16 protein-coding genes and 2 pseudogenes are annotated in these 19,173 nt (G+C 29.2%); 7 read left to right on the forward strand and 11 right to left on the reverse strand.

Going from position 1 to position 19,173, the window contains the following annotated elements; translation table 11 throughout:
- Nucleotides 1-72: 72 nt before the first annotated feature.
- From HMPREF2953_RS10505 to HMPREF2953_RS10520, 4 genes are all read right to left on the reverse strand, one after another.
- A complete protein-coding gene (locus HMPREF2953_RS10505; RefSeq protein WP_070673310.1) occupies nucleotides 73-297 on the reverse strand; it encodes a hypothetical protein in 225 nt (74 codons plus the stop codon).
- A 185-nt stretch (nucleotides 298-482) separates the two neighbouring features.
- Entirely contained in the window at nucleotides 483-1,466 is a 984-nt protein-coding gene (locus tag HMPREF2953_RS10510; protein WP_070673312.1) for a metal ABC transporter solute-binding protein, Zn/Mn family, read from the reverse strand.
- Nucleotides 1,467-1,975: 509 nt separating this feature from the next.
- Nucleotides 1,976-3,304 (reverse strand): zinc ribbon domain-containing protein, encoded by a 1,329-nt coding sequence (locus tag HMPREF2953_RS10515; RefSeq protein ID WP_070673314.1) that lies wholly within the window; start codon nucleotides 3,302-3,304, stop codon nucleotides 1,976-1,978.
- Nucleotides 3,304-4,311 carry a zinc ribbon domain-containing protein gene (locus HMPREF2953_RS10520; protein WP_070673317.1) on the reverse strand — a complete coding sequence of 336 codons (1,008 nt, stop codon included), beginning with the start codon at nucleotides 4,309-4,311 and terminating at the stop codon, nucleotides 3,304-3,306. Before HMPREF2953_RS10520 ends, HMPREF2953_RS10515 begins: the two co-directional genes overlap by 1 nt.
- Before the next feature lie 256 nt (nucleotides 4,312-4,567).
- On the opposite strand from HMPREF2953_RS10520, the gene HMPREF2953_RS10525 reads away from it, so the two are divergent.
- Nucleotides 4,568-6,115: an SLC13 family permease gene (locus HMPREF2953_RS10525; protein WP_070673319.1), complete on the forward strand. Its 1,548-nt coding sequence runs from the start codon at nucleotides 4,568-4,570 to the stop codon at nucleotides 6,113-6,115.
- An 88-nt stretch (nucleotides 6,116-6,203) separates the two neighbouring features.
- A pseudogene (locus HMPREF2953_RS10530) lies at nucleotides 6,204-6,550 on the forward strand (arsenate reductase).
- A 59-nt stretch (nucleotides 6,551-6,609) separates the two neighbouring features.
- Here the strand turns inward: HMPREF2953_RS10530 and HMPREF2953_RS10535 are convergent.
- From HMPREF2953_RS10535 to HMPREF2953_RS10550, 4 genes are all read right to left on the reverse strand, one after another.
- On the reverse strand, nucleotides 6,610-6,810 hold the full coding sequence (locus HMPREF2953_RS10535) for a hypothetical protein (RefSeq protein WP_002449526.1): 201 nt from the start codon (nucleotides 6,808-6,810) through the stop codon (nucleotides 6,610-6,612).
- 195 nt (nucleotides 6,811-7,005) lie between these two features.
- On the reverse strand, nucleotides 7,006-7,875 hold the full coding sequence (locus tag HMPREF2953_RS10540; RefSeq protein WP_093514785.1) for a mechanosensitive ion channel family protein: 870 nt from the start codon (nucleotides 7,873-7,875) through the stop codon (nucleotides 7,006-7,008).
- Between the two features lie 196 nt (nucleotides 7,876-8,071).
- Nucleotides 8,072-8,584, reverse strand: a complete 513-nt coding sequence (locus HMPREF2953_RS10545; protein ID WP_049335255.1) for a universal stress protein — start codon at nucleotides 8,582-8,584, stop codon at nucleotides 8,072-8,074.
- A gap of 85 nt (nucleotides 8,585-8,669) precedes the next feature.
- Nucleotides 8,670-9,134, reverse strand: coding sequence for a hypothetical protein (locus HMPREF2953_RS10550; RefSeq protein ID WP_070673321.1), 465 nt, complete (start codon nucleotides 9,132-9,134; stop codon nucleotides 8,670-8,672).
- A 191-nt stretch (nucleotides 9,135-9,325) separates the two neighbouring features.
- Between HMPREF2953_RS10550 and HMPREF2953_RS10555 the strand changes: the two genes are divergently transcribed.
- A complete protein-coding gene (locus HMPREF2953_RS10555; protein ID WP_070673323.1) occupies nucleotides 9,326-9,658 on the forward strand; it encodes a magnetosome magnetite crystal formation protein family in 333 nt (110 codons plus the stop codon).
- A 321-nt stretch (nucleotides 9,659-9,979) separates the two neighbouring features.
- On the opposite strand, the gene HMPREF2953_RS10560 is transcribed toward HMPREF2953_RS10555, so the two are convergent.
- Together HMPREF2953_RS10560 and HMPREF2953_RS10565 are read right to left on the reverse strand one after the other, a co-directional pair.
- Nucleotides 9,980-11,179 carry a GTP-binding protein gene (locus HMPREF2953_RS10560; protein ID WP_070673325.1) on the reverse strand — a complete coding sequence of 400 codons (1,200 nt, stop codon included), beginning with the start codon at nucleotides 11,177-11,179 and terminating at the stop codon, nucleotides 9,980-9,982.
- Between the two features lie 294 nt (nucleotides 11,180-11,473).
- Complete coding sequence (locus HMPREF2953_RS10565; RefSeq protein ID WP_002449336.1) at nucleotides 11,474-12,835, reverse strand: SLC45 family MFS transporter; 1,362 nt, start codon at nucleotides 12,833-12,835, stop codon at nucleotides 11,474-11,476.
- 412 nt (nucleotides 12,836-13,247) lie between these two features.
- Between HMPREF2953_RS10565 and HMPREF2953_RS10570 the strand changes: the two genes are divergently transcribed.
- Nucleotides 13,248-13,448 (forward strand): cold-shock protein, encoded by a 201-nt coding sequence (locus tag HMPREF2953_RS10570; RefSeq protein WP_070673328.1) that lies wholly within the window; start codon nucleotides 13,248-13,250, stop codon nucleotides 13,446-13,448.
- 167 nt (nucleotides 13,449-13,615) lie between these two features.
- Here HMPREF2953_RS10570 and HMPREF2953_RS10575 read toward each other — a convergent pair whose 3' ends face one another.
- On the reverse strand, nucleotides 13,616-16,798 hold the full coding sequence (locus HMPREF2953_RS10575; protein WP_070673330.1) for a CDP-glycerol glycerophosphotransferase family protein: 3,183 nt from the start codon (nucleotides 16,796-16,798) through the stop codon (nucleotides 13,616-13,618).
- 126 nt (nucleotides 16,799-16,924) lie between these two features.
- Between HMPREF2953_RS10575 and HMPREF2953_RS10580 the strand changes: the two genes are divergently transcribed.
- From HMPREF2953_RS10580 to HMPREF2953_RS10590, 3 genes and pseudogenes are all read left to right on the forward strand, one after another.
- Nucleotides 16,925-18,271 (forward strand): glycosyltransferase family 2 protein, encoded by a 1,347-nt coding sequence (locus HMPREF2953_RS10580; protein ID WP_256263335.1) that lies wholly within the window; start codon nucleotides 16,925-16,927, stop codon nucleotides 18,269-18,271.
- 91 nt (nucleotides 18,272-18,362) lie between these two features.
- Nucleotides 18,363-18,551 carry a hypothetical protein gene (locus HMPREF2953_RS10585; protein ID WP_070673332.1) on the forward strand — a complete coding sequence of 63 codons (189 nt, stop codon included), beginning with the start codon at nucleotides 18,363-18,365 and terminating at the stop codon, nucleotides 18,549-18,551.
- 399 nt (nucleotides 18,552-18,950) lie between these two features.
- Nucleotides 18,951-19,106: pseudogene (locus HMPREF2953_RS10590) on the forward strand (cold shock domain-containing protein); the annotation flags it as partial.
- Nucleotides 19,107-19,173: the final 67 nt, after the last annotated feature.

A 19,173-nucleotide genomic window follows, 5' to 3' on the forward strand; every position in this document is an offset into this window, starting at 1 on the left:
AAAAAGAAGTTTTGAGTGTAACATTATACTCATCGATATTTATCCTTAGTTATCATTTTTAGTTATACAGACTTAGCTAATATATGTATCTGCATGTTCAAGGCGATACGTTTCACCTTTTGCTTTAGCTTCTTCATAAGCTTCATATGTTGTGTGTTTAACCTCTTCAACTTTGTAATTTACCGTTTTCGCAAATTTTCTTACATCTTCTTCATTTTTTGCCAATACAAATACCGTTAAAATATTGTCATCTACAATGTCTTTATGGTGTTGGTAACGCAGTTTATAAATATTCATGACGCTGTCTCCTTCCAATCTATTAGTGATAAAGTCTTACTTCTTAAAAATAATAAATAATGTCCTACATATTATTTAAATTCAATATACCACTTTTTTCTGAAAAAGGAAGTCTATAAAAAAGAAGTAAGACAGAATTGACTTGATCTTCATATCTTACTTCTTTACTTTAATATACTTTAATTTTAAGATTCATTTTTTAATGCTTTTTCAATCGCTTTAATATTTTTCTTCATAAATGATTGATACGTATTACTGTCATTGTCTTGTTGTTTAGTATGAGAACCCATATTATAAAATGAAATTGTTTTTGCATGTGTTTCTTTTCTAACCGTATCTGCAACTTTATTCGACACATTTTCTTCAGCTAGAATATAGTTTACCTTATCCTCTTTAATTTGTTTTACAATAGTTGTAAGATCTTTTTGACTTGGTTCTTCAGCATTCATATTTTCGATGCCTTCTTGCTTAAAGCCATAGCGATCAGCTAAATAACCGATAGAATCATGTGAAATATATACTGTTTTTCCTTCTTGACCTTTAACAGCATCTTTCATATCTTTATCTAATTTTTTCAAATCACTAACTAATTTTTTATAATTCTTTTCATAGTCATCTTTATGTTTAGCATCTTTTTTAACTAATTCATCCTTTATATCTTTCGCAAATTGTTGACTTAATACAGGATCTAACCAAACATGAGGATCATATTTACCATGATGATGCTCATGTTCTTCGTGTTCTTCGTGCTCACCGTGTTCATGTTCATCCTCTTCGCCTTTTAATAAATCGGTTTTATTTAAAGATGATTCTAATGATAATGTTTTATTTTTATCATTTATTGCATTTGCAATTTTTTTAGCGACTGGGTCTAGATTATCCCCCGTATATACAAATAAATCTGATTTACCAATATCCACCATTTGTTTTTGACTCGGTTCATATGTATGTGGATCCATTCCATTCGGATAGACTGATTCAACATGGACGTATTTACCACCAATTTGTTGTGCGAACGATTTAAGCGGATATACTGTCGTTTTTACCTCAAGTTTTTCATTGTGCTCTGATTTTTTATCTTTATCACTACCGCTATTGGATGTTCCACAAGCTACAAGTGACAACGTTAAAATACTGATAAAGACTAACATTAAACTTTTCTTAATCATTTTCTTCTCTCCTAAATCGTAATTATTACGTTTTAATAATCGCATTTCATAACGAAATTGTCAATAATCAAAATAAAAAGAGTGTAGGATAGAATTCATTTTCCCACTCCAACAACATATCCAACTTGTGTTGAACGTAGACCTTTTTCCCGAATGGATCTCGGAACTAGTATCAAAAAAAGTTTGATTTAAACGTATTTTCAATTCAGTCAACGACTACCAATATATTAAAAAAGCCCAAGACAACTAATTATGTCTCAGGCTTCAATAGTCTAAATTTATTTAATTATTTATAAAAAGTATCATATTTCACTCTTCCAATACCACCCACGATATATTTACCATACGTCCACTGATTTACTATATATGCTATACAAATAGAAAAAACTATCGTTAAGGTAAATGTGAATATAACATTCATAATCATTAGTTATTTTTAATAATAAAAAAGCACTAATCTAGTAATATAGCTGTTTAGTATATTACTGGTTTAGTGCTTTATTTACATTTTAATACCCTGAACCTACTTCGTCGCCATGTTCATCGTATTCTGTGACATAACCATCATCTCTATCTACAGTATATGAACCAGCTAAATCACCATCTTTATCTGTAAATGAGAAGCCCCATTTACCATCATCTGTAATTTCAGGTTCTTTATACGTATACGTATCTGTGTCTAAGGTATGACCTTCATAAGATTCTACTTTATCAATGACATTTGCTCTTGTTACTTCTTCTGAGTCGTCACTATTATCATCAGCTGAATCTGATTCTAATTTTTGATCAACATAGTTATCGATTGCATCGTCATCAAATCTAACAGTAACATCTGTTACATCCTCATCATCATCGCTTGAACTTGTTACATTGACTGAATCAGATTTAAATGTTTTTCCTTCATATGTTCCTTCCGCATAAACGATTACTTTTTCATTCGGATCATATGGTCCATACGTTTCTGAAGAAGAAGCTTCGCCAATTTCTTTATTATTTGCATAGACTTTAACATTATCTAGCATATAATCTCCTTCAGTGTAAACATTAAAACGTATTTGTTTAAAAGACTCAGTAGCTGTTGCACCATTTTGACTCATATCAATCACTAATGCACCATTAAATTTCTGATCATCTATTTCTTTAGTTGCTTTTAAATTATAATTTCCAATCGGAAATGTCCCTAAACTCTTACTATCTCCCTCATCCACAGAAATATGTTTTTTATTACCATTTAAATCATAGGTAATTGTACCACTTTCATTTGGATACATACTGATAGAACGTTGAGGAATATTAAAGTTATAATTATCGAAAAATACAAACTTTTTACCATCTTTGGAGATATTCAAAACATTATTACCATTAGCATCTACCGATAAATTTTTGTAATGCTTATCTTTAACATCTTTTGCAGTTTGTTCGACATGATTTGCTACATTATTTAAATCATCTTCTTCTTTAATATAATCTAAATATGCTCTTGCTTCTTCTTTATTTAAATTCTCATCACCAGACGTCACTTCTTTAGAAAGCGCTTTTTCATCATCTTTTTTTATCGCATGTGCAATATTAGATGCTTGCTTTTCTGGAGAAAATTGACTTTTTAATATTGAGAACGCAATAATCAATGCTATGAATAAAAGTGCAATAATTCCAATAATCATCCACATCTTTTTATTACTTTTTTGTGTATGATTTGAATGTACATGTTGCGTTTTATTCTTTTGGTTATCATGATTTGGTTTTTGATCTTTTGTTGTTTTAACAGGCGCTCCACAATTAGTACATACTTTTACACCTTCACGTAAAGGTTGACCACAGTTACTACAATACTTCATTAGTAAGAATAACCTCCCCCGTTAAAAAAGTCGTTATCTAAGAAATCTCCAATATTTTGCGTAAACTGATTAATAATTTGATGTAAGAACGATTCCCCAAAAATACTAATAAATAAGAAGATGATAATAATATAAATCATCACACCATAAAAACTAGAAAAACGTACATCACTATTTACGCTATATTTTGCAATCATATAAATACCAGAAATTACAAAAAGTAATATAGATAAAACAAATACACTTGTACTAAATACATATGAATTGGCTGTCAATAAAACGAAAGAAATCAATAATAATGCTACTGACACGCTATTAATTAAAACATAATCAGATAATACTTTTCTAAACGAAATAGATTGTCTGACTACTAAACGTGTTATTGCAAAAGTAGCACCTACAATAACTGCTAAAAATAAAATCATACCAATAATCATCGACATTATAATACTGCCCTTTCCTCCAATAATGTCGGCAGCATCACTTGGTATCGTCATTGCTAGCAAAATAGCTACTACAAGAAGTCCCGCAATTAATAATGATAATAATAATTTAAAACTAAATGCATGCTTACTTTTAATGACTTCATCTGGTGCTACAAAAGCACTTTTGAAAAAGCCTTTACTTTCTTGTGTCACTTCTTTTGCATGATTGCTAAACTGATCAAATTGTTGCTGATTGTTTTGTGTATGTTGTTGATTCGATGATGATTGATATTGATTATTTTGATATGTAGATGTTTGATGTGTCTGAGGATGTTGCTGTGTACGTGCATCTTGTGTTGTTTCATGTTGTAGGTGTTGATTTTCTTTTGAGGTTGTTTGCTGTGCTACGCTTTGTTCATTCGTAGAAGTCCCATGAGAAGGTTCACTGTCTTGAGATTGCGCTTGAGAAATTTCTTTTTCTGCATTATTTACGGCTTGAGCATGTCTTTCAAGTTTCTGACCACACTCTCCACAAAATGCATCATTAGGTTCCACTGAGTTCCCACAATTTGGACATTTCATCATTTTCACTCCAATATATTAAATTTTAAAACCTAAAAAAAGTATATCATTTTAATTATATTGCTTTCCATAGAATTTTTATTTTTTTATGTATTAAAATCTTAAAATCATTATTTAAATAGTAAGTTCTATAATTAAAAATAAAGAGATTAAAAATATAATTTCGAAAATCATATGTATTTTACGATATTTATACATAATTAAAGCGCTTTCTTGTTAAAATAAAAGTATAACTATTTTAAGGGGGACGATGATAATGACAAAGGGGAATCACATCACTGATCAATCTAAAAAAGAAAGATCAAATAAAGGATATAAACCATTATGGATTGTGATTAGTTTTATCGTATTAGTAATGATTTTATTATTACCTACTTCAAGTAGCTTACCGGTCATGGCTAAAGCAGCACTTGCCATTCTTGCTTTTGCCGTAATCATGTGGGTTACTGAAGCAGTATCTTATCCAGTTTCAGCAACTTTAATTTTAGGGCTTATTATATTATTACTTGGCTTTAGTCCTGTTCAACATCTATCAGAACAACTTGGTCATCCTAAAAGTGGAGACACCTTTCTTAAGGGAAGCGAATTATTAGGAACAAACAATGCTCTGAGTCTCGCATTTAGTGGTTTTTCTACTTCTGCAGTGGCACTTGTGACCGCCGCTTTATTCTTAGCAGTTGCCATGCAAGAAACCAATCTTCATAAACGACTAGCACTTTATATCCTTTCTATTGTAGGAAATAAAACAAAAAATATTGTTATCGGTGCAATTTTAGTATCAATTGTATTAGCCTTTTTTGTACCTTCTGCTACGGCTCGTGCTGGTGCTGTTGTACCTATTTTACTTGGAATGATTGCAGCCTTTAAAGTGAGTAAAGATAGTAAACTAGCATCACTTCTTATTATTACATCCGTACAAGCGGTATCGATTTGGAATATCGGTATCAAAACTGCTGCTGCGCAAAATATCGTCGCTATCAATTTCATTAATCAAAACTTAGGCTATAACGTATCTTGGGGTGAATGGTTTTTATACGCTGCACCATGGTCTATACTGATGTCTATTGCCTTATATTTCATTATGATGAAAGTGATGCCACCTGAACGAGATGCTATTGAAGGTGGTAAAGAATTGATTAAACATGACTTAAACGAACTAGGTCCAATGAGTGCTAGAGAATGGCGACTCATTGTCATTTCTATCTTATTACTGATCTGTTGGTCTACCGAAAAAGTACTTCACCCTATCGATTCAGCAAGTGTTACTCTAATTGCATTAGGTATGATGTTAATGCCTAAAATCGGTGTGATTACTTGGAAAGGCGTTGAAAAGAAAATTCCTTGGGGGACAATTATCGTCTTTGGTGTAGGCATCTCACTTGGTAACGTCTTACTTAAAACAGGCGCTGCCCAATGGCTCAGTGATAAAACTTTTGGATTAATGGGCCTAAAAGGGTTACCAATTATCGCAACGATTGCACTCATTACATTATTCAATATTTTAATTCATTTAGGTTTTGCGAGTGCAACAAGCTTATCCTCTGCATTGATCCCAGTATTTATTTCATTAACTTCAACATTAGGTTTAGGTGATCATTCTATCGGTTTCGTTTTAATACAACAATTTGTGATTAGCTTTGGATTCTTATTACCAGTAAGTGCACCACAAAATATGTTGGCCTATGGTACGGATACATTTACTGTTAAAGATTTCTTAAAATCAGGTATCCCCCTCACTATTATTGGTTATATTCTTGTGATTTTATTTAGCTTAACGTATTGGAAATGGTTAGGTTTAGTGTAGAATAAAGTCAGATTAATTTTATAGATAGAGAGGTTTATCATGACCAAAAAAACCATTTATTTGTACAGGGAATTCTTGTCGTAGCCAAATGACTGAGGGTTTTGGAAAAGCAATTTTAGGTGATGAGGTGATGAATGGAATTTATATTCAAGAGGCATTGAAACACATGGTGTTAATCCTAAGGCAATTGAAGCCATGAAAGAAGTGGGTATCGACATTTCAACTCATGCCTCTGATTTAATTGATGATACGATTTTAAAACAGTCAGACTTAGTAGTAACATTATGCAGTCATGCTGATGCGCATTGTCCTACTATGCCATCAGGTGTTAAAAAAGAACATTGAGGCTTCGATGACCGAAAATATGGGTCAGCATTCCAACGTGTTCAAGATGACATTAAAAATGCGATTGAACAATTTAAGTATAGAACATAATAAAACAGCAGTTTCTACGTATTTGACGTAGAAACTGCTGTTTATTGATATAGTCACGCTTACCAAAAGTCACTTGTTACAATATTTTTTCTCTCGATGTCTAAATTTGGAATGTCCCTCTCATTCGCAACCGCATCTTTATAATTTAAATTAAGTGCCTCAATGGCTTTATCAAACGTCACATTATCTTTACACATGTACTCCCATACATTTTTATTGATGTACGCATTGCCATCATAATAAAAGTCTTTCACCCACATTACTTATCATCCCTTTCTATTTATTACAGTTTGATATTACACCTAAAGTGTAATGTAGGCAAATCTTAAATAATTAGAAATCATTAATTATTTATCAGTTCATATGATGATAATTAAATAAATTTTTGGTCATCAAACGTTGTTATAAAGGACTTATGAAAAAATTTTAAAAAACCTATTAATATAAACATTTGTTTATTTTTCTTCATCTTCTAATTTCACAAGTGTTGGTTTAGGCGTATGAATGCCTACATCATTAAAGTAACTTATGATTTCTTTTCTTAATAAACGTTGGCCTGGGAAATGCATGCCCGGTTTAACATGAGCTAATAATTTAATTACCATTTCATTACCATCAATACTATCTAAACCGAGTAGATCAGGTGCCGCAACGAACATATCATATTTATCTTTTAATGTTGGTAAGAATGCTTTTAATTCTTTTTCAATAACGTCATAATCTTCATTTGGAGAAATTGGAATTGCAATAAGGGGTGATACATCTGTCTTAGAATAATTTACAATTTCACTAATTGTGCCATTAGGTAAGGTATACACTTCTCCAGTATCAGATTGAATACGAGTAGATCGTAATCCTATGGTTTGTACGGTTCCTTCTGCAATCGTTACACCTGATGAATTAATTTGAACATAATCGCTGACATCGAATTGTCCCTCAAAAATAACAAAAAAGCCGGTAATGATATCTTTTACAACAGTCTGGGCACCAAAACCAACTGCTAAACCAACAACACCAGCCCCAGCTAAAATAGCTGAGACGCTAATTCCAAAACGAGAGAGAACCGATGTAAGAACAATAAACCAAACAACATAACTAATTAAATTTTGAACAAGTGTTGAAAGGGTCTCACTTCTTTTAATTTTATAGCGTGTCTTCTTCTTCTCATTGACTTTAAAAAATTTCGTTACTACCTTTCTAGAAATTGCAATAACAATCATACCTAATAAGATATAGGCAATAATAATTAAAATATTGGCTAGTAAATTTTGATAAAATTCTATCTTCGTTAATGGTTCAACAAATTTAATAAACAGTTGTTTCATTTGATTCACGTTGATATGATTCTCCTTTTATACTTATATTTTTAAATGATTGTGCGCCATTATTTAGAACACGACACTTAAATAAAAATGATACCATATTTTATATTTTATCTAAAATCATCACTTGATTTATACTTCCCATAAAAAACTTCATCCTCACTACTTCGTGAGAATGAAGTCATATATTAAATCATTATTATTTATGTTCTGAACTTTCAAAATATCGTCTTCTAAATTCTGGAGTTGCTACTTTTGATTCAAAGTCTTCTGGAATTTCTTCAGTACGTACGACTAATACATCACATGGCGCATGACGTACAATCGCCTCTGATACTGACCCAATCATAAAACGTTCGACTGCATTTAAGCCTGAAGCACCACACATAATTAAATCAACATTTAATTCATTTGCTAAATTTTTAGGAATGAGTAATTTCGGTGGGCCAAGTTCAAGTCGTGTTTCTACATTTGTCACGCCTTCTTTAACAGCGAGTTCTTTATAGCCTTCAAGTAATTTCTCAGAATACTCTTTAGACGGATCGAATTGAGATGCGTACACTTCATAAGCGGTATACGTTCTCGTATCAATCACATGAACAATCGTTAGCTTTGCATCATTACGTTTTGCTACATCAACGGCTTTATTAAAGGCCCATTCTGCTTCGTTTGATCCATCAACTGCAATTAAAATGTTTTTGTATGATAACATTTTAATCTCCCCCTTATCTGTTCTCACCTTTATTTTAGCACTATTTTTAAAAAATTAGTATTAATATGTAAAGCGCTTTCAATATCTATATCATACGTTCTTCGCTCTCAATTTGATGCTGTAAGTAGGATAAAATAGCGCTATAACATCCTAATGATATCGTTAAAATAAATGGTAAAAGTTTAATTGATAATTCTCGGGTATGTTTAGAACTCGTTAATGTTAAATGATCAGTTAAAGCTTGCATATCTATATGACTAAAGCTTGCATAACTAATAATTACAAAAAAGGTTAACATCGCCATTAATTTCATTTTATTTACAAAGTCACTACTAAACTGAATCATTGAAAAAGCTAAAATAAGAATAATAATATTGAATATAACACTAAAAATAATCCACAACATAATAAATGTCGGCTGATTTAATTTCCCCATGTTTAAAATATTTCCTTCTACCATTAAAGGTATTAAGAAACTAAATAAAATTGAAATTCCAAATGTAATGATTACTGTTAGTAATGCCCCTACTAGTTTTAAAAAATCTCGCATCATATCCACCTTTAAAAAATTAATATATTAATATTGTACAATTTAATACATTTATATGCTATATTCATCAAAATATTTAATTAACTATTTTCAACATCAATCTTATACTAACTTACAGTGTTGTAATTTTAGAATGTCTTACTTACTATTTATTTTATTATATGTTTTTATAGAATTGAGGTGATCATGATATGCCAAATGAAAACGATAGAGAAAGTGATATTTTAGGAGGCATTAGCTATTTAAGTGTCTTCTTTGCACCAGTATTATTTCCACTTATTGTATGGATCGTCGCACAACCACCAGCTTCGACCCATGCTAGAAATGCGTTATTCAATCACATCATGAGTTGGGTTATGGTGGTATTAGGATTAGTAACCCTATCTATTTCCCCGGCTTTTGTAAATAGTGAACGCGGTATCGGTTGGATCATTGCAATTCTCATCGCAGTCATTTTCTTTATATGGGCACTTGTGCTATTTTTAAAAAATATCATTAGAGGTATTAAATTAATGATGCCATAAAAAATAAGAGGAAGTGACGATAATCTCGTCGTTTCCTCTTTAATTTTATTAATCTCTTGTTGTATGAAACTAAAAAATGACCAATCAAATATTTTAAACTTTATCGTTTTCAGTATAAAAAGCAATACTATAATGTTGTTTGTGAGAATTATATATATACTTTTATTCCATTATGATTGTCTACTGTAATTATAATAAGGTTTGGTCGTTTTAGTATTAGATTGCGCTTGCAATACTATATTACGAAAAGTAATATGATGTTTATATGAAAGTTGTAATCAATATTTTTATCATCATAACTTGTTTAATATCCATTATTTCTTAAGGTTTTCTTATTTTCCAATGATAAGGATCTTCAAGTTGATGCCAGTCAGAATTTATTTCGCTACTATTCAGCAGGCATTCATCGAGCTCTTTTTCTATTTTTTCTTGATTTAAGTCGGTACCAATAATGACAAATTGTGTATTTCTATCCCCATATTCAATATCCCAACTTTCCGCTATGTCACGACGTTGAGCAAGTATCTCTTCCCGTTTTTCTTTAGACATTGATGCAACCCAATATGTAACTGGGCTGATATTACATGACGATCCTGCTTGTGACAGTAAACACGCCACCTCGTTATATTGCGCAAGCCATACAATCCCTTTTGAACGAACAATGTTTTGAGGCATTTGTTCTAACCAGTCATTGAAACGTTTCGCATGAAACGGTAATCGTCTTGAATAGACAAACGAACTCATACCATATTCTTTAGTTTCCGGTGTATGCGCCTCATGGCCGCCTTCTGTTAGTTCCTTAATCCATCCTGCAGAATTGCTAGCTTTTTCAAAATCAAATCGTCCTGTATCTAAGACATCATTAATATCTACTTGAGACTGCGTTGTTTTAATCATTTTTGCATCTGGTTGTAATGTTCTAAGTATATGTTCTAACTTATCTAGCGCTTCATTTGTAACTAAATCTGTTTTATTCAATACAAGTACATCACAGAATTCAACTTGGTCTATTAATAAATCCGCAATCGAACGTTCATCTGTCACATCCGCACCTTGATTACGATCCACAAGTAAATCTTCTGAATGAATATCATTAACAAATCGATTCGCATCAACGACCGTAACCATCGTATCTAAACGACAAATCGAAGTGAGATCTATTCCCATCTCTTCATCGATATATGAGAACGTTTGCGCTACAGGTACTGGTTCAGAAATGCCTGTAGATTCAATAACGATATAATCAATATTGCCTTTATGTACAAGTCGTTCAACTTCTTTTAATAAATCGTCACGTAACGTGCAACAAATACATCCATTAGATAGTTCAACTAATTTTTCATCTGTTCTAGACAGTCCACCCCCATCAGCAACTAAATCTTTATCAATATTAACTTCACTCATATCATTCACAATAACTGCAATACGACGACCTTCTCGATGATTTAAAATATGATTTAGTAACGTTGTCTTCCCTGAGCCTAAATAACCACTTAATACAGTTACAGGTATCTTACTCATTTATATTCTCTCCTTTTTAAATCGTAATTATTACGATTTAAATTGTACAGTGATTTTTAAGATTGTCAATATGAATTAAATGAATGATGTGTGATATGACTTTTCTATGGCGAGTGATTTACCGTGTATGTCCTCACCCATACTTCAAGGTTTGATATTCCTTAAATGTATTAAATTTTTAATGACATCAATGATATTGTTTATGAAACATTGCTGATAGATTTTATAAAAAAAGAGCGAAAAATTATTTTTCGCTCTTACAAATTATAAATAGATTTTTTATTTTTTAGTATTTCATTCAAATTTTGCGTTAATAAATTTAACTGAGATTGCACCCAGAAGCATCATGATTCCTGCAAATAATAACATCGCAGGCATTGAACTTCCTAATAGTGGGAAAAGTGCAAAGCTTACTACAGAAGCGACAATTTGTGGTAGACAAATACTTGTGTTAAATAAGCCTAGATAAGCACCTGAATTTTCTCCATCAATGGCTTCGGTTAATAGTGTAAATGGTTGAGTATTCATCGTTAAGTTATTAATACCAATGAATATAAATGAAATAATGAGTAACCATTGATTATGAATAAAGAACATTGAAATAAGACCTAATCCACCAAAAATTAATCCAAAACTATACCAGAATTTTCTTTGAGAAGGTTTAGATTTTGCAATGACAAAACCAAAAATAACTGAACTTAAAAATTGTATACAGTATAACACACCATACCAGTTTCCTGCTGCTTGATATCCTGCTGAAGAAGGGTCTGTCGCATTCCATACATTTTTTGCTATTGCACCTGTTGAATACGTCCAGAGATACATTAATGCAAACCAGTTAAAAAATTGAACTACACTAATTTGCCAAAATTGTTTAGGCGCAGTTTTTAACAGTTGCCATAAATTTAATTTCTCATTCCTATTGTCCTCTGAAATGCCGTGATAATAGTTATATGTTTTAGGTTCATATTCTTTAACGGAAAGAACAGTCCAAATAGAAGCAATGAGTAATACCGCTGCTGCAATATAATAAGCTATTTTTACTGTCATCGGTACTTCCCCTTTAGGCGCTACATTACTCATTCCCATCATTGTTAGTAAAAATGGTAATAGTGTAGCAATAATACCACCTAAATTTGAGAAGATTTGTTGCCATGACCAGGCCATATCTCTTTGTTTTTCGTTTACCATATCTCCAATAATCATTTTATAGGGCTGCATACACGCATTTGAAGTCAAATCCATAAGTAACGTCATGATTGCACCAAATGACAACGCCATAAGTGATGCATATCCAAATCCAAACGAACCTGCATTAGGTAGTAGGACTAATACGATCGCTCCAATGGGACCAGCAATTAAAAGATACGGCATCCGACGTCCAAATCTAGTCCAAGTTCTATCAGAATAGTATCCAATAAGTGGTTGTACAATCATTCCTGCTAATGGCGGCAAAATAAAAAACCAACCTAAATTATTAGGGTCGGCGCCGAGCGTTTGAAATATTCTTCCCATCATTGCTGATTGAAGTGCAAATGCCATGTTTACTCCGAAGAAACCAAATGTAATAGAAAAAATAACTGCTTTTTTTAAATAGGGTAGCGTAATACCTTGTTCTTCAGTATTTTTAGTATGTATTTGATCTGTATCTTTCATTTCTATCTCTCCTATTTATTACTTGATATAGTCATTTAATTCAATAATTAAATAGCTATATCAAATAACAATTTGTTGGAATCGTTTTCAACTGTAATTATAACATTTTTGAGTTTCTTTGGGAACGCTCGCATTTCCTATAAATAAATCAGAGTTCATTTTATTTTCCAATCTCATATATATCATAATTACCTAATTTAGGTATTTTAACTAATACTTAAGCACCATCTTTCAAAAGAAATTATGCTAAATTTCAAAATAATTCTGTACTTATTCATTCAAAAGGTGTATAGTTGGTTTCACGTAATAAAAGCTCGTATTTTGGATTGTAGTATATTTTTATAGAATATTCTCTTTTAATTTATGAATTTGTTACAAATATGATGTGCAAAAGCACTTGGAGGTATTCTATATGAATAACGGTACAGTTAAATGGTTTAACGCAGAAAAAGGGTTTGGATTTATCGAAAGAGAAGACGGTGACGATGTGTTTGTTCACTTCTCAGGTATCGCTACTGATGGATATAAAACTTTAGAAGAAGGTCAAAAAGTAAAGTTTGACATCACTGAAGGTCAACGTGGCGAACAAGCAACAAATGTTGTCCCTGTTTAAAAATAAATTTTAGCACAAGCATGTATGTATACGTGCTTGTGCTTTTTTTATATATTTTATAAAAAAGGCAATTTCTATATTACTTCAATAGAAATTACCTTTTTCTAAGAACTTTATATCCTAGATTATTTATCTTTTTAATAATTAAAATATTAAATTAGAATAAATTACTCAAAAAATTGAGCAACTATTTTTTTAGCGGCCTCTCCAGTTTCAAAAGTACAAAAACGATCATAAAACTGATTATATTTATCTTGATATTGATATTTTAAATTATTAATATTTTTAATTGCTTCAACTAAAGTTTCATTATCTTTAATTAATGGTCCTGGAGCTTCTTTTTCAAAGTCAAAATAAAAACCTCTTAATTGCTCTTTATAGTACTCTAAATCATATGTGAAAAACAATAATGGTTTACCTGTATTAGCATAATCAAACATTACAGATGAATAATCAGTAATACAAATATCAGAAATTAAATATAAATCACTAATTTCATTATAATTAGCTCCATTAATAACAAAATTTTCTAATGAATTATCTAATTTCAAAGCATTACTAATGATAATATGCGGACGTAAAATCAAAATATACTCACTAGCAAAATTTTCTTTCATCATTTGTAAATCTAATTTTAAATCAATGATATGTTTTTTAGCTCTATTAATTTCATCGTCTCTAAAGGTAGGAGCGTACAATATAACTTTACGATTATCTTGTATTCCAAGCTTCTGTTTAATTAATTTTCTTTTTTCCTCTAAATTAACTTTATTTTCACTATAAAATATATCATTTCTTGGATACCCTACTTCTAGAATTTCCTTTTTAAAATCAAACGCAGATTTAAAGCATTGACTAGCATATGGACTTGGAGAAATTAGATAATCCCAGTATTTAATAGCATTATTAACTCTGTTTTTATACTCTTTATCTCTACCTTTAAAAACCTCAACATCATTTAACATTTTTTTGAGTGGTGTTCCATGCCAAGTCTGAATATAAATTGTATTTTTAGATTTAGTAATATAAGATGGGAAATTTTGATTATTTATCCAATACTTTGCTCTAGATAAATAATAATAATACTCAAATGATAATCTTTTAATTGTTATTACATTCGGATCATTAAATGGATATTGTTTGTTCGAAACCCATACAATTTTATATTTATTATTACGCTTTTTAAGTTCATCATAAATAAACTTTGGACTGTCACTTACAGATTTTCCAACGTTACTCTCAAATACAATTAAGTCATCTTTCACAGGTACAAACTTAGTTAGAACACTATTAAATTTATCCATTATTTTATAGTAACGCTTATTTTTTCTAAATCGTTTAGCAATATGTTGAGACAAAATACTATTTTTAACTTTATTTTTTATCCTATTAGTACTCTTATAATTTAATACTGTCTCAAATATTCTTTCTGAATTCTTTTCATCCTTATATTTTACAAATTGAGATGCTTTTATTTTAACGTTATTACTAACAATGTAATTATTATTTTCTATTTGATTAAGTTTTTCTTCTAGTTCCTTTTGTGACTTAACAATAATACCAGGTAATTCTTTTTCTATATTAATATGAGATGGTTGCTTACCTAAAAATCTATCTTTATCAAATTGATAATATATTACAGGTTTATCTAAAAAACTAAAATCGAAAGCTACACTTGAGTAGTCAGTAATCATTAATTTACTATCTTTAATTAGTGTTTGAACATCAATATCTCCTTGTTTAATACTTGTGATATAAGAAGGAACATTAAAGTATTCTATAAAAGGTTGCATATTGGGATGTAAACAAAAAATAACTTTAGTACCATTTTCACTAAGTTCTTTTAATTTTTGACTATGGAGTAAGTCATTCATTCTTACAAGATATTCTGATTCTTTTAATTGATCTAGACTGGTTAACCAATCTCTCCAAGTTGGAATAATTAATATTTGATTTTTAATTATTCTATTAGGTTTAAACAGCTCATCAAAGCGTGACAACCCTGTTACCTTCACTTGATTTTCATCAAATTTCAAATCTTTAACTACAATTTCTTTTTCTCTATTAGAACTGGTTATAAATAAATCTACATTAAAATCTTTTAATTGATTACCATTAATATTTGTTAAGTTTTTAGTACCTAACACACCATGTTGTAAAAACACTTTAGTTGCTCTTATTTTACGAGTATATATTTCACTATTAGTCGGATATATTAATTCAGGATGATGTGTTGTACATATATAATTTGCTTTCAACATAATTTCAAAATGCTCAGGTGATTTGTAAAATATTACATTTCCAAATGGTAAAACGTTTTTTGCCTCATTAGAATCTTCTTCAATTATATAATAAGCTGGTATTTCTGGATGATGTGTTCTCATATATTTAAAAAAGTGATATCCATTATCTTGAGCTTTATAAGATTTTTCGCCTATTACCCAAATTTTTTTGTTATTATTCTTTAATTTATTTCCTAAATTTAGTTTGTGTAAACTTTCTATATAAGATAAATAGCTATCTACACTATATCTATTGATTCTAAAGGATAAATTTCTTCCTTTCATAGTGAAATATGGAGTGACAGAAACTACTTCATCTTTAAAATCTGTAATAATTTCTCCCTTAAGAAGAAACTCAGTCATTATTCTGGGATTTCCTAGCTTGATTTGCATAGAACTTAACGATTCTTGTACTTTAACATCTAAATAAATATCTATAACATCACCATTGTCGAAAGGATATTTAATAAAATTTATTAATTCGTCATAGATATCTACAGAAAAATTATATTTTGATGTGTTTTTGCTATTGCTAGTATGAGTAGTGTTTAACTTAACTATTTTTTCTTTTTCCGTAAATCTAGTTTTAATTAAAATATTACAAAACTCTAAATGTGAATTTAAAATTGAAAATTGCCCCTCTATTAGAGCTTCGTGATTATTTATTTTAATATTATCTATATGTCTTCTAGAAAAGTATATTTTATTAGGATTATATTCACTCATCGCTAAATGAAGATATCCATTTTTCGTTATATACGGATGTATAATTACATTATTATTATTAATTTCACTTAGATTACATACTAAAAACTTATTATTATTTACTTTTAAATTTTTTTGAGTAGTTAGAATGGGACCTTTTTCTTCAATAACAATATATATTTTTTTAGTTTCATATTTTTCAAAATGACAAGCTACTTCTTTTAAATCGATTTCAAACTTTTTATTTGAACTTTCATATGTTATAGAGTCAAATTCATTCTTAACATAGATTTTAGATATATTATTTTGAAATTCTTCAAAAGTTATATGTAATATTGATCCTTCTTGATTTATAATTTGCAAAATCTTACCTCCGAATTATTTACAAATTTACATTAATTTTAATATTATTTAAGTTATAATATTAAATAACATAAAATATTATATTACATTTTTTACTAAAAGTTAAAATTATTGGAGATTAAAAATATGATGACACCTTATTTTTCGATTATTATAACTACATTTAATAATGCTAAAACGATTAAAAAAACATTAGATTCTGTAGTAAATCAAACGTTAAATAATAATTATTATGAAATTATTATTGTAGATGATAAATCCACTGATCACACAATGGATATATTAAATACTTATAATGAACAAAATATCAAAATATATCAATTAAACCAAAATAGCGGAGGTCCATCTAAACCTAGAAACGAAGGAATTTTAAAAAGTGCTGGAAGATATATATATTTTCTAGATGGAGATGATTGGATTGATAAAAATTTATTAGAAACTATTTCATCAAACTACTTAAAATTAGATAGTGACATCATTATTAGCAAAGTAATAAAAGATAAAAACGGTATTCAAACAGTACATGCTAAGTTCATGACTATTAATGAACATCATAATGTTTCAGGTAATGATATACCGTATTTATATTACTATTTAGGACCCGGCGGAAAATTTATTAAAAGAGAATTGATTAATAAAAATAATATTTTCTTTTCTCATGATTTACATTTTGGCGAAGACAAATTATTTTTTATGAAAGTATTTTCTGTAGCAAATTCAGTAACGACCATTCCGACGATTTCAACTTATGTAAATAGAGCAACAAATAATATTTCATTAGTGAAAAAGTCCGATTTTGTTACTAAAAGAAATAGTGATTATGTTCTTTTTAAAAATGTTTTAAATATTAAAAATAAAAAGTTTAAAAATAAATTCTTAGTACGTATTTTAGAATATGACTTATTAAATAATTGTAATTCAAATGTCTTTTTAAAGTTAGAAAAAGAGGAGAAAGAAGAGGTTTTTAAAGTAATTCGAAAAATCTTCACCCATAAAAAAGTCACTAAGAAAGTTATTTCTTTATTAGATAAAAAATTCAATAATGCAATTTCAGCTATATATGATAACGATTTAGATAAATTCATACGTTTTTTTGATTGGTATAGAAAAGGAACTAAACTTATTTCAAAAAAAGGAGATAATTTGTATTACTATGTAAGTCCCAATAATAAATTTGAAACTATAGTACCATTCTGTAATATTAAAAATTTACAATTAAGTCAAGATATTATCTATCTACAAGTTGATGTTAATAATATAAAACAAGATCAAGTCGCTGGTCTTTTGTTCGAAAGTAGAACTCATTTTAAAAAATCAAAATTTATAAGTGATATTAATATAAGTAAAAATCTAATGACTATATGTATCAAAAAATCTTTTCTAAAAATTTTAGAAAAAGATATATATAATATACTAGTTATCTATAATTCTTATAAACCTTTAAATGTAAAATATGGTTATACAAAAAAATAGATATAGCAAATAAAAACATAACATTTTATCCGACAATTAATGGCAACTTATCGTTAAAAATAGAAGTTTAATTTTATAGGAGGAGATTTACTTGAAGAAATTTTTAGTAGTTTTAAATTTCATAATAGTTATCTTTGCTTATTTAAAAAACAAGCAAATAAAGGATGAGTATCAAATAAATTTAAATGATATTGAATCAGAAGAAGATGTACTAGATTTACATGGTATGTATAAAGATAGCGATGGAAATATTCATTTTAAAGAAGAAGTTTACGAATAATTACTATATTTATTCGATGAATAATGAAATTAAATTGAATTCAAACTATATTACTTATTTAAATTAAAAATAAATCTTTTGTAAATTTAGAGATTAATTATAATTATTTTTTATACCTTGTTATGGATATCTACATTTTCCATGATAAATTAAGTGAAAATTTTTAGATGTTTTATGATATGTATTTTTCGTTAATTATTTATTGTTTTTAGTTTGAACTATGTCAATTAAATTATCTTTTTTTAACTATATAATTTAATTCATATCACACTATGCAGGATTCTTTTTTCATTCGAACTTTAAAACTAACGTTATCTAATCTTTCAAATATATCAGTTTGAACTGAACCTACTACCGAAAGTATTTTTGCTACAAAAGTATCAATAATGCTAGCACCTTGGATTTATCGAAAGAGAAGACGGTGACGATGTGTTTGTTCACTTCTCAGGTATCGCTACTGATGGATATAAAACTTTAGAAGAAGGTCAAAAAGTAAAGTTTGACATCACTGAAGGTCAACGTGGCGAACAAGCAACAAATGTTGTCCCTGTTTAAAAATAAATTTTAGCACAAGCATGTATGTATACGTGCTTGTGCTTTTTTTACATAATTTATAAAAGAA

It is taken from the genome of Staphylococcus sp. HMSC072E01 (assembly GCF_001814125.1).
GTDB lineage: Bacteria > Bacillota > Bacilli > Staphylococcales > Staphylococcaceae > Staphylococcus > Staphylococcus hominis.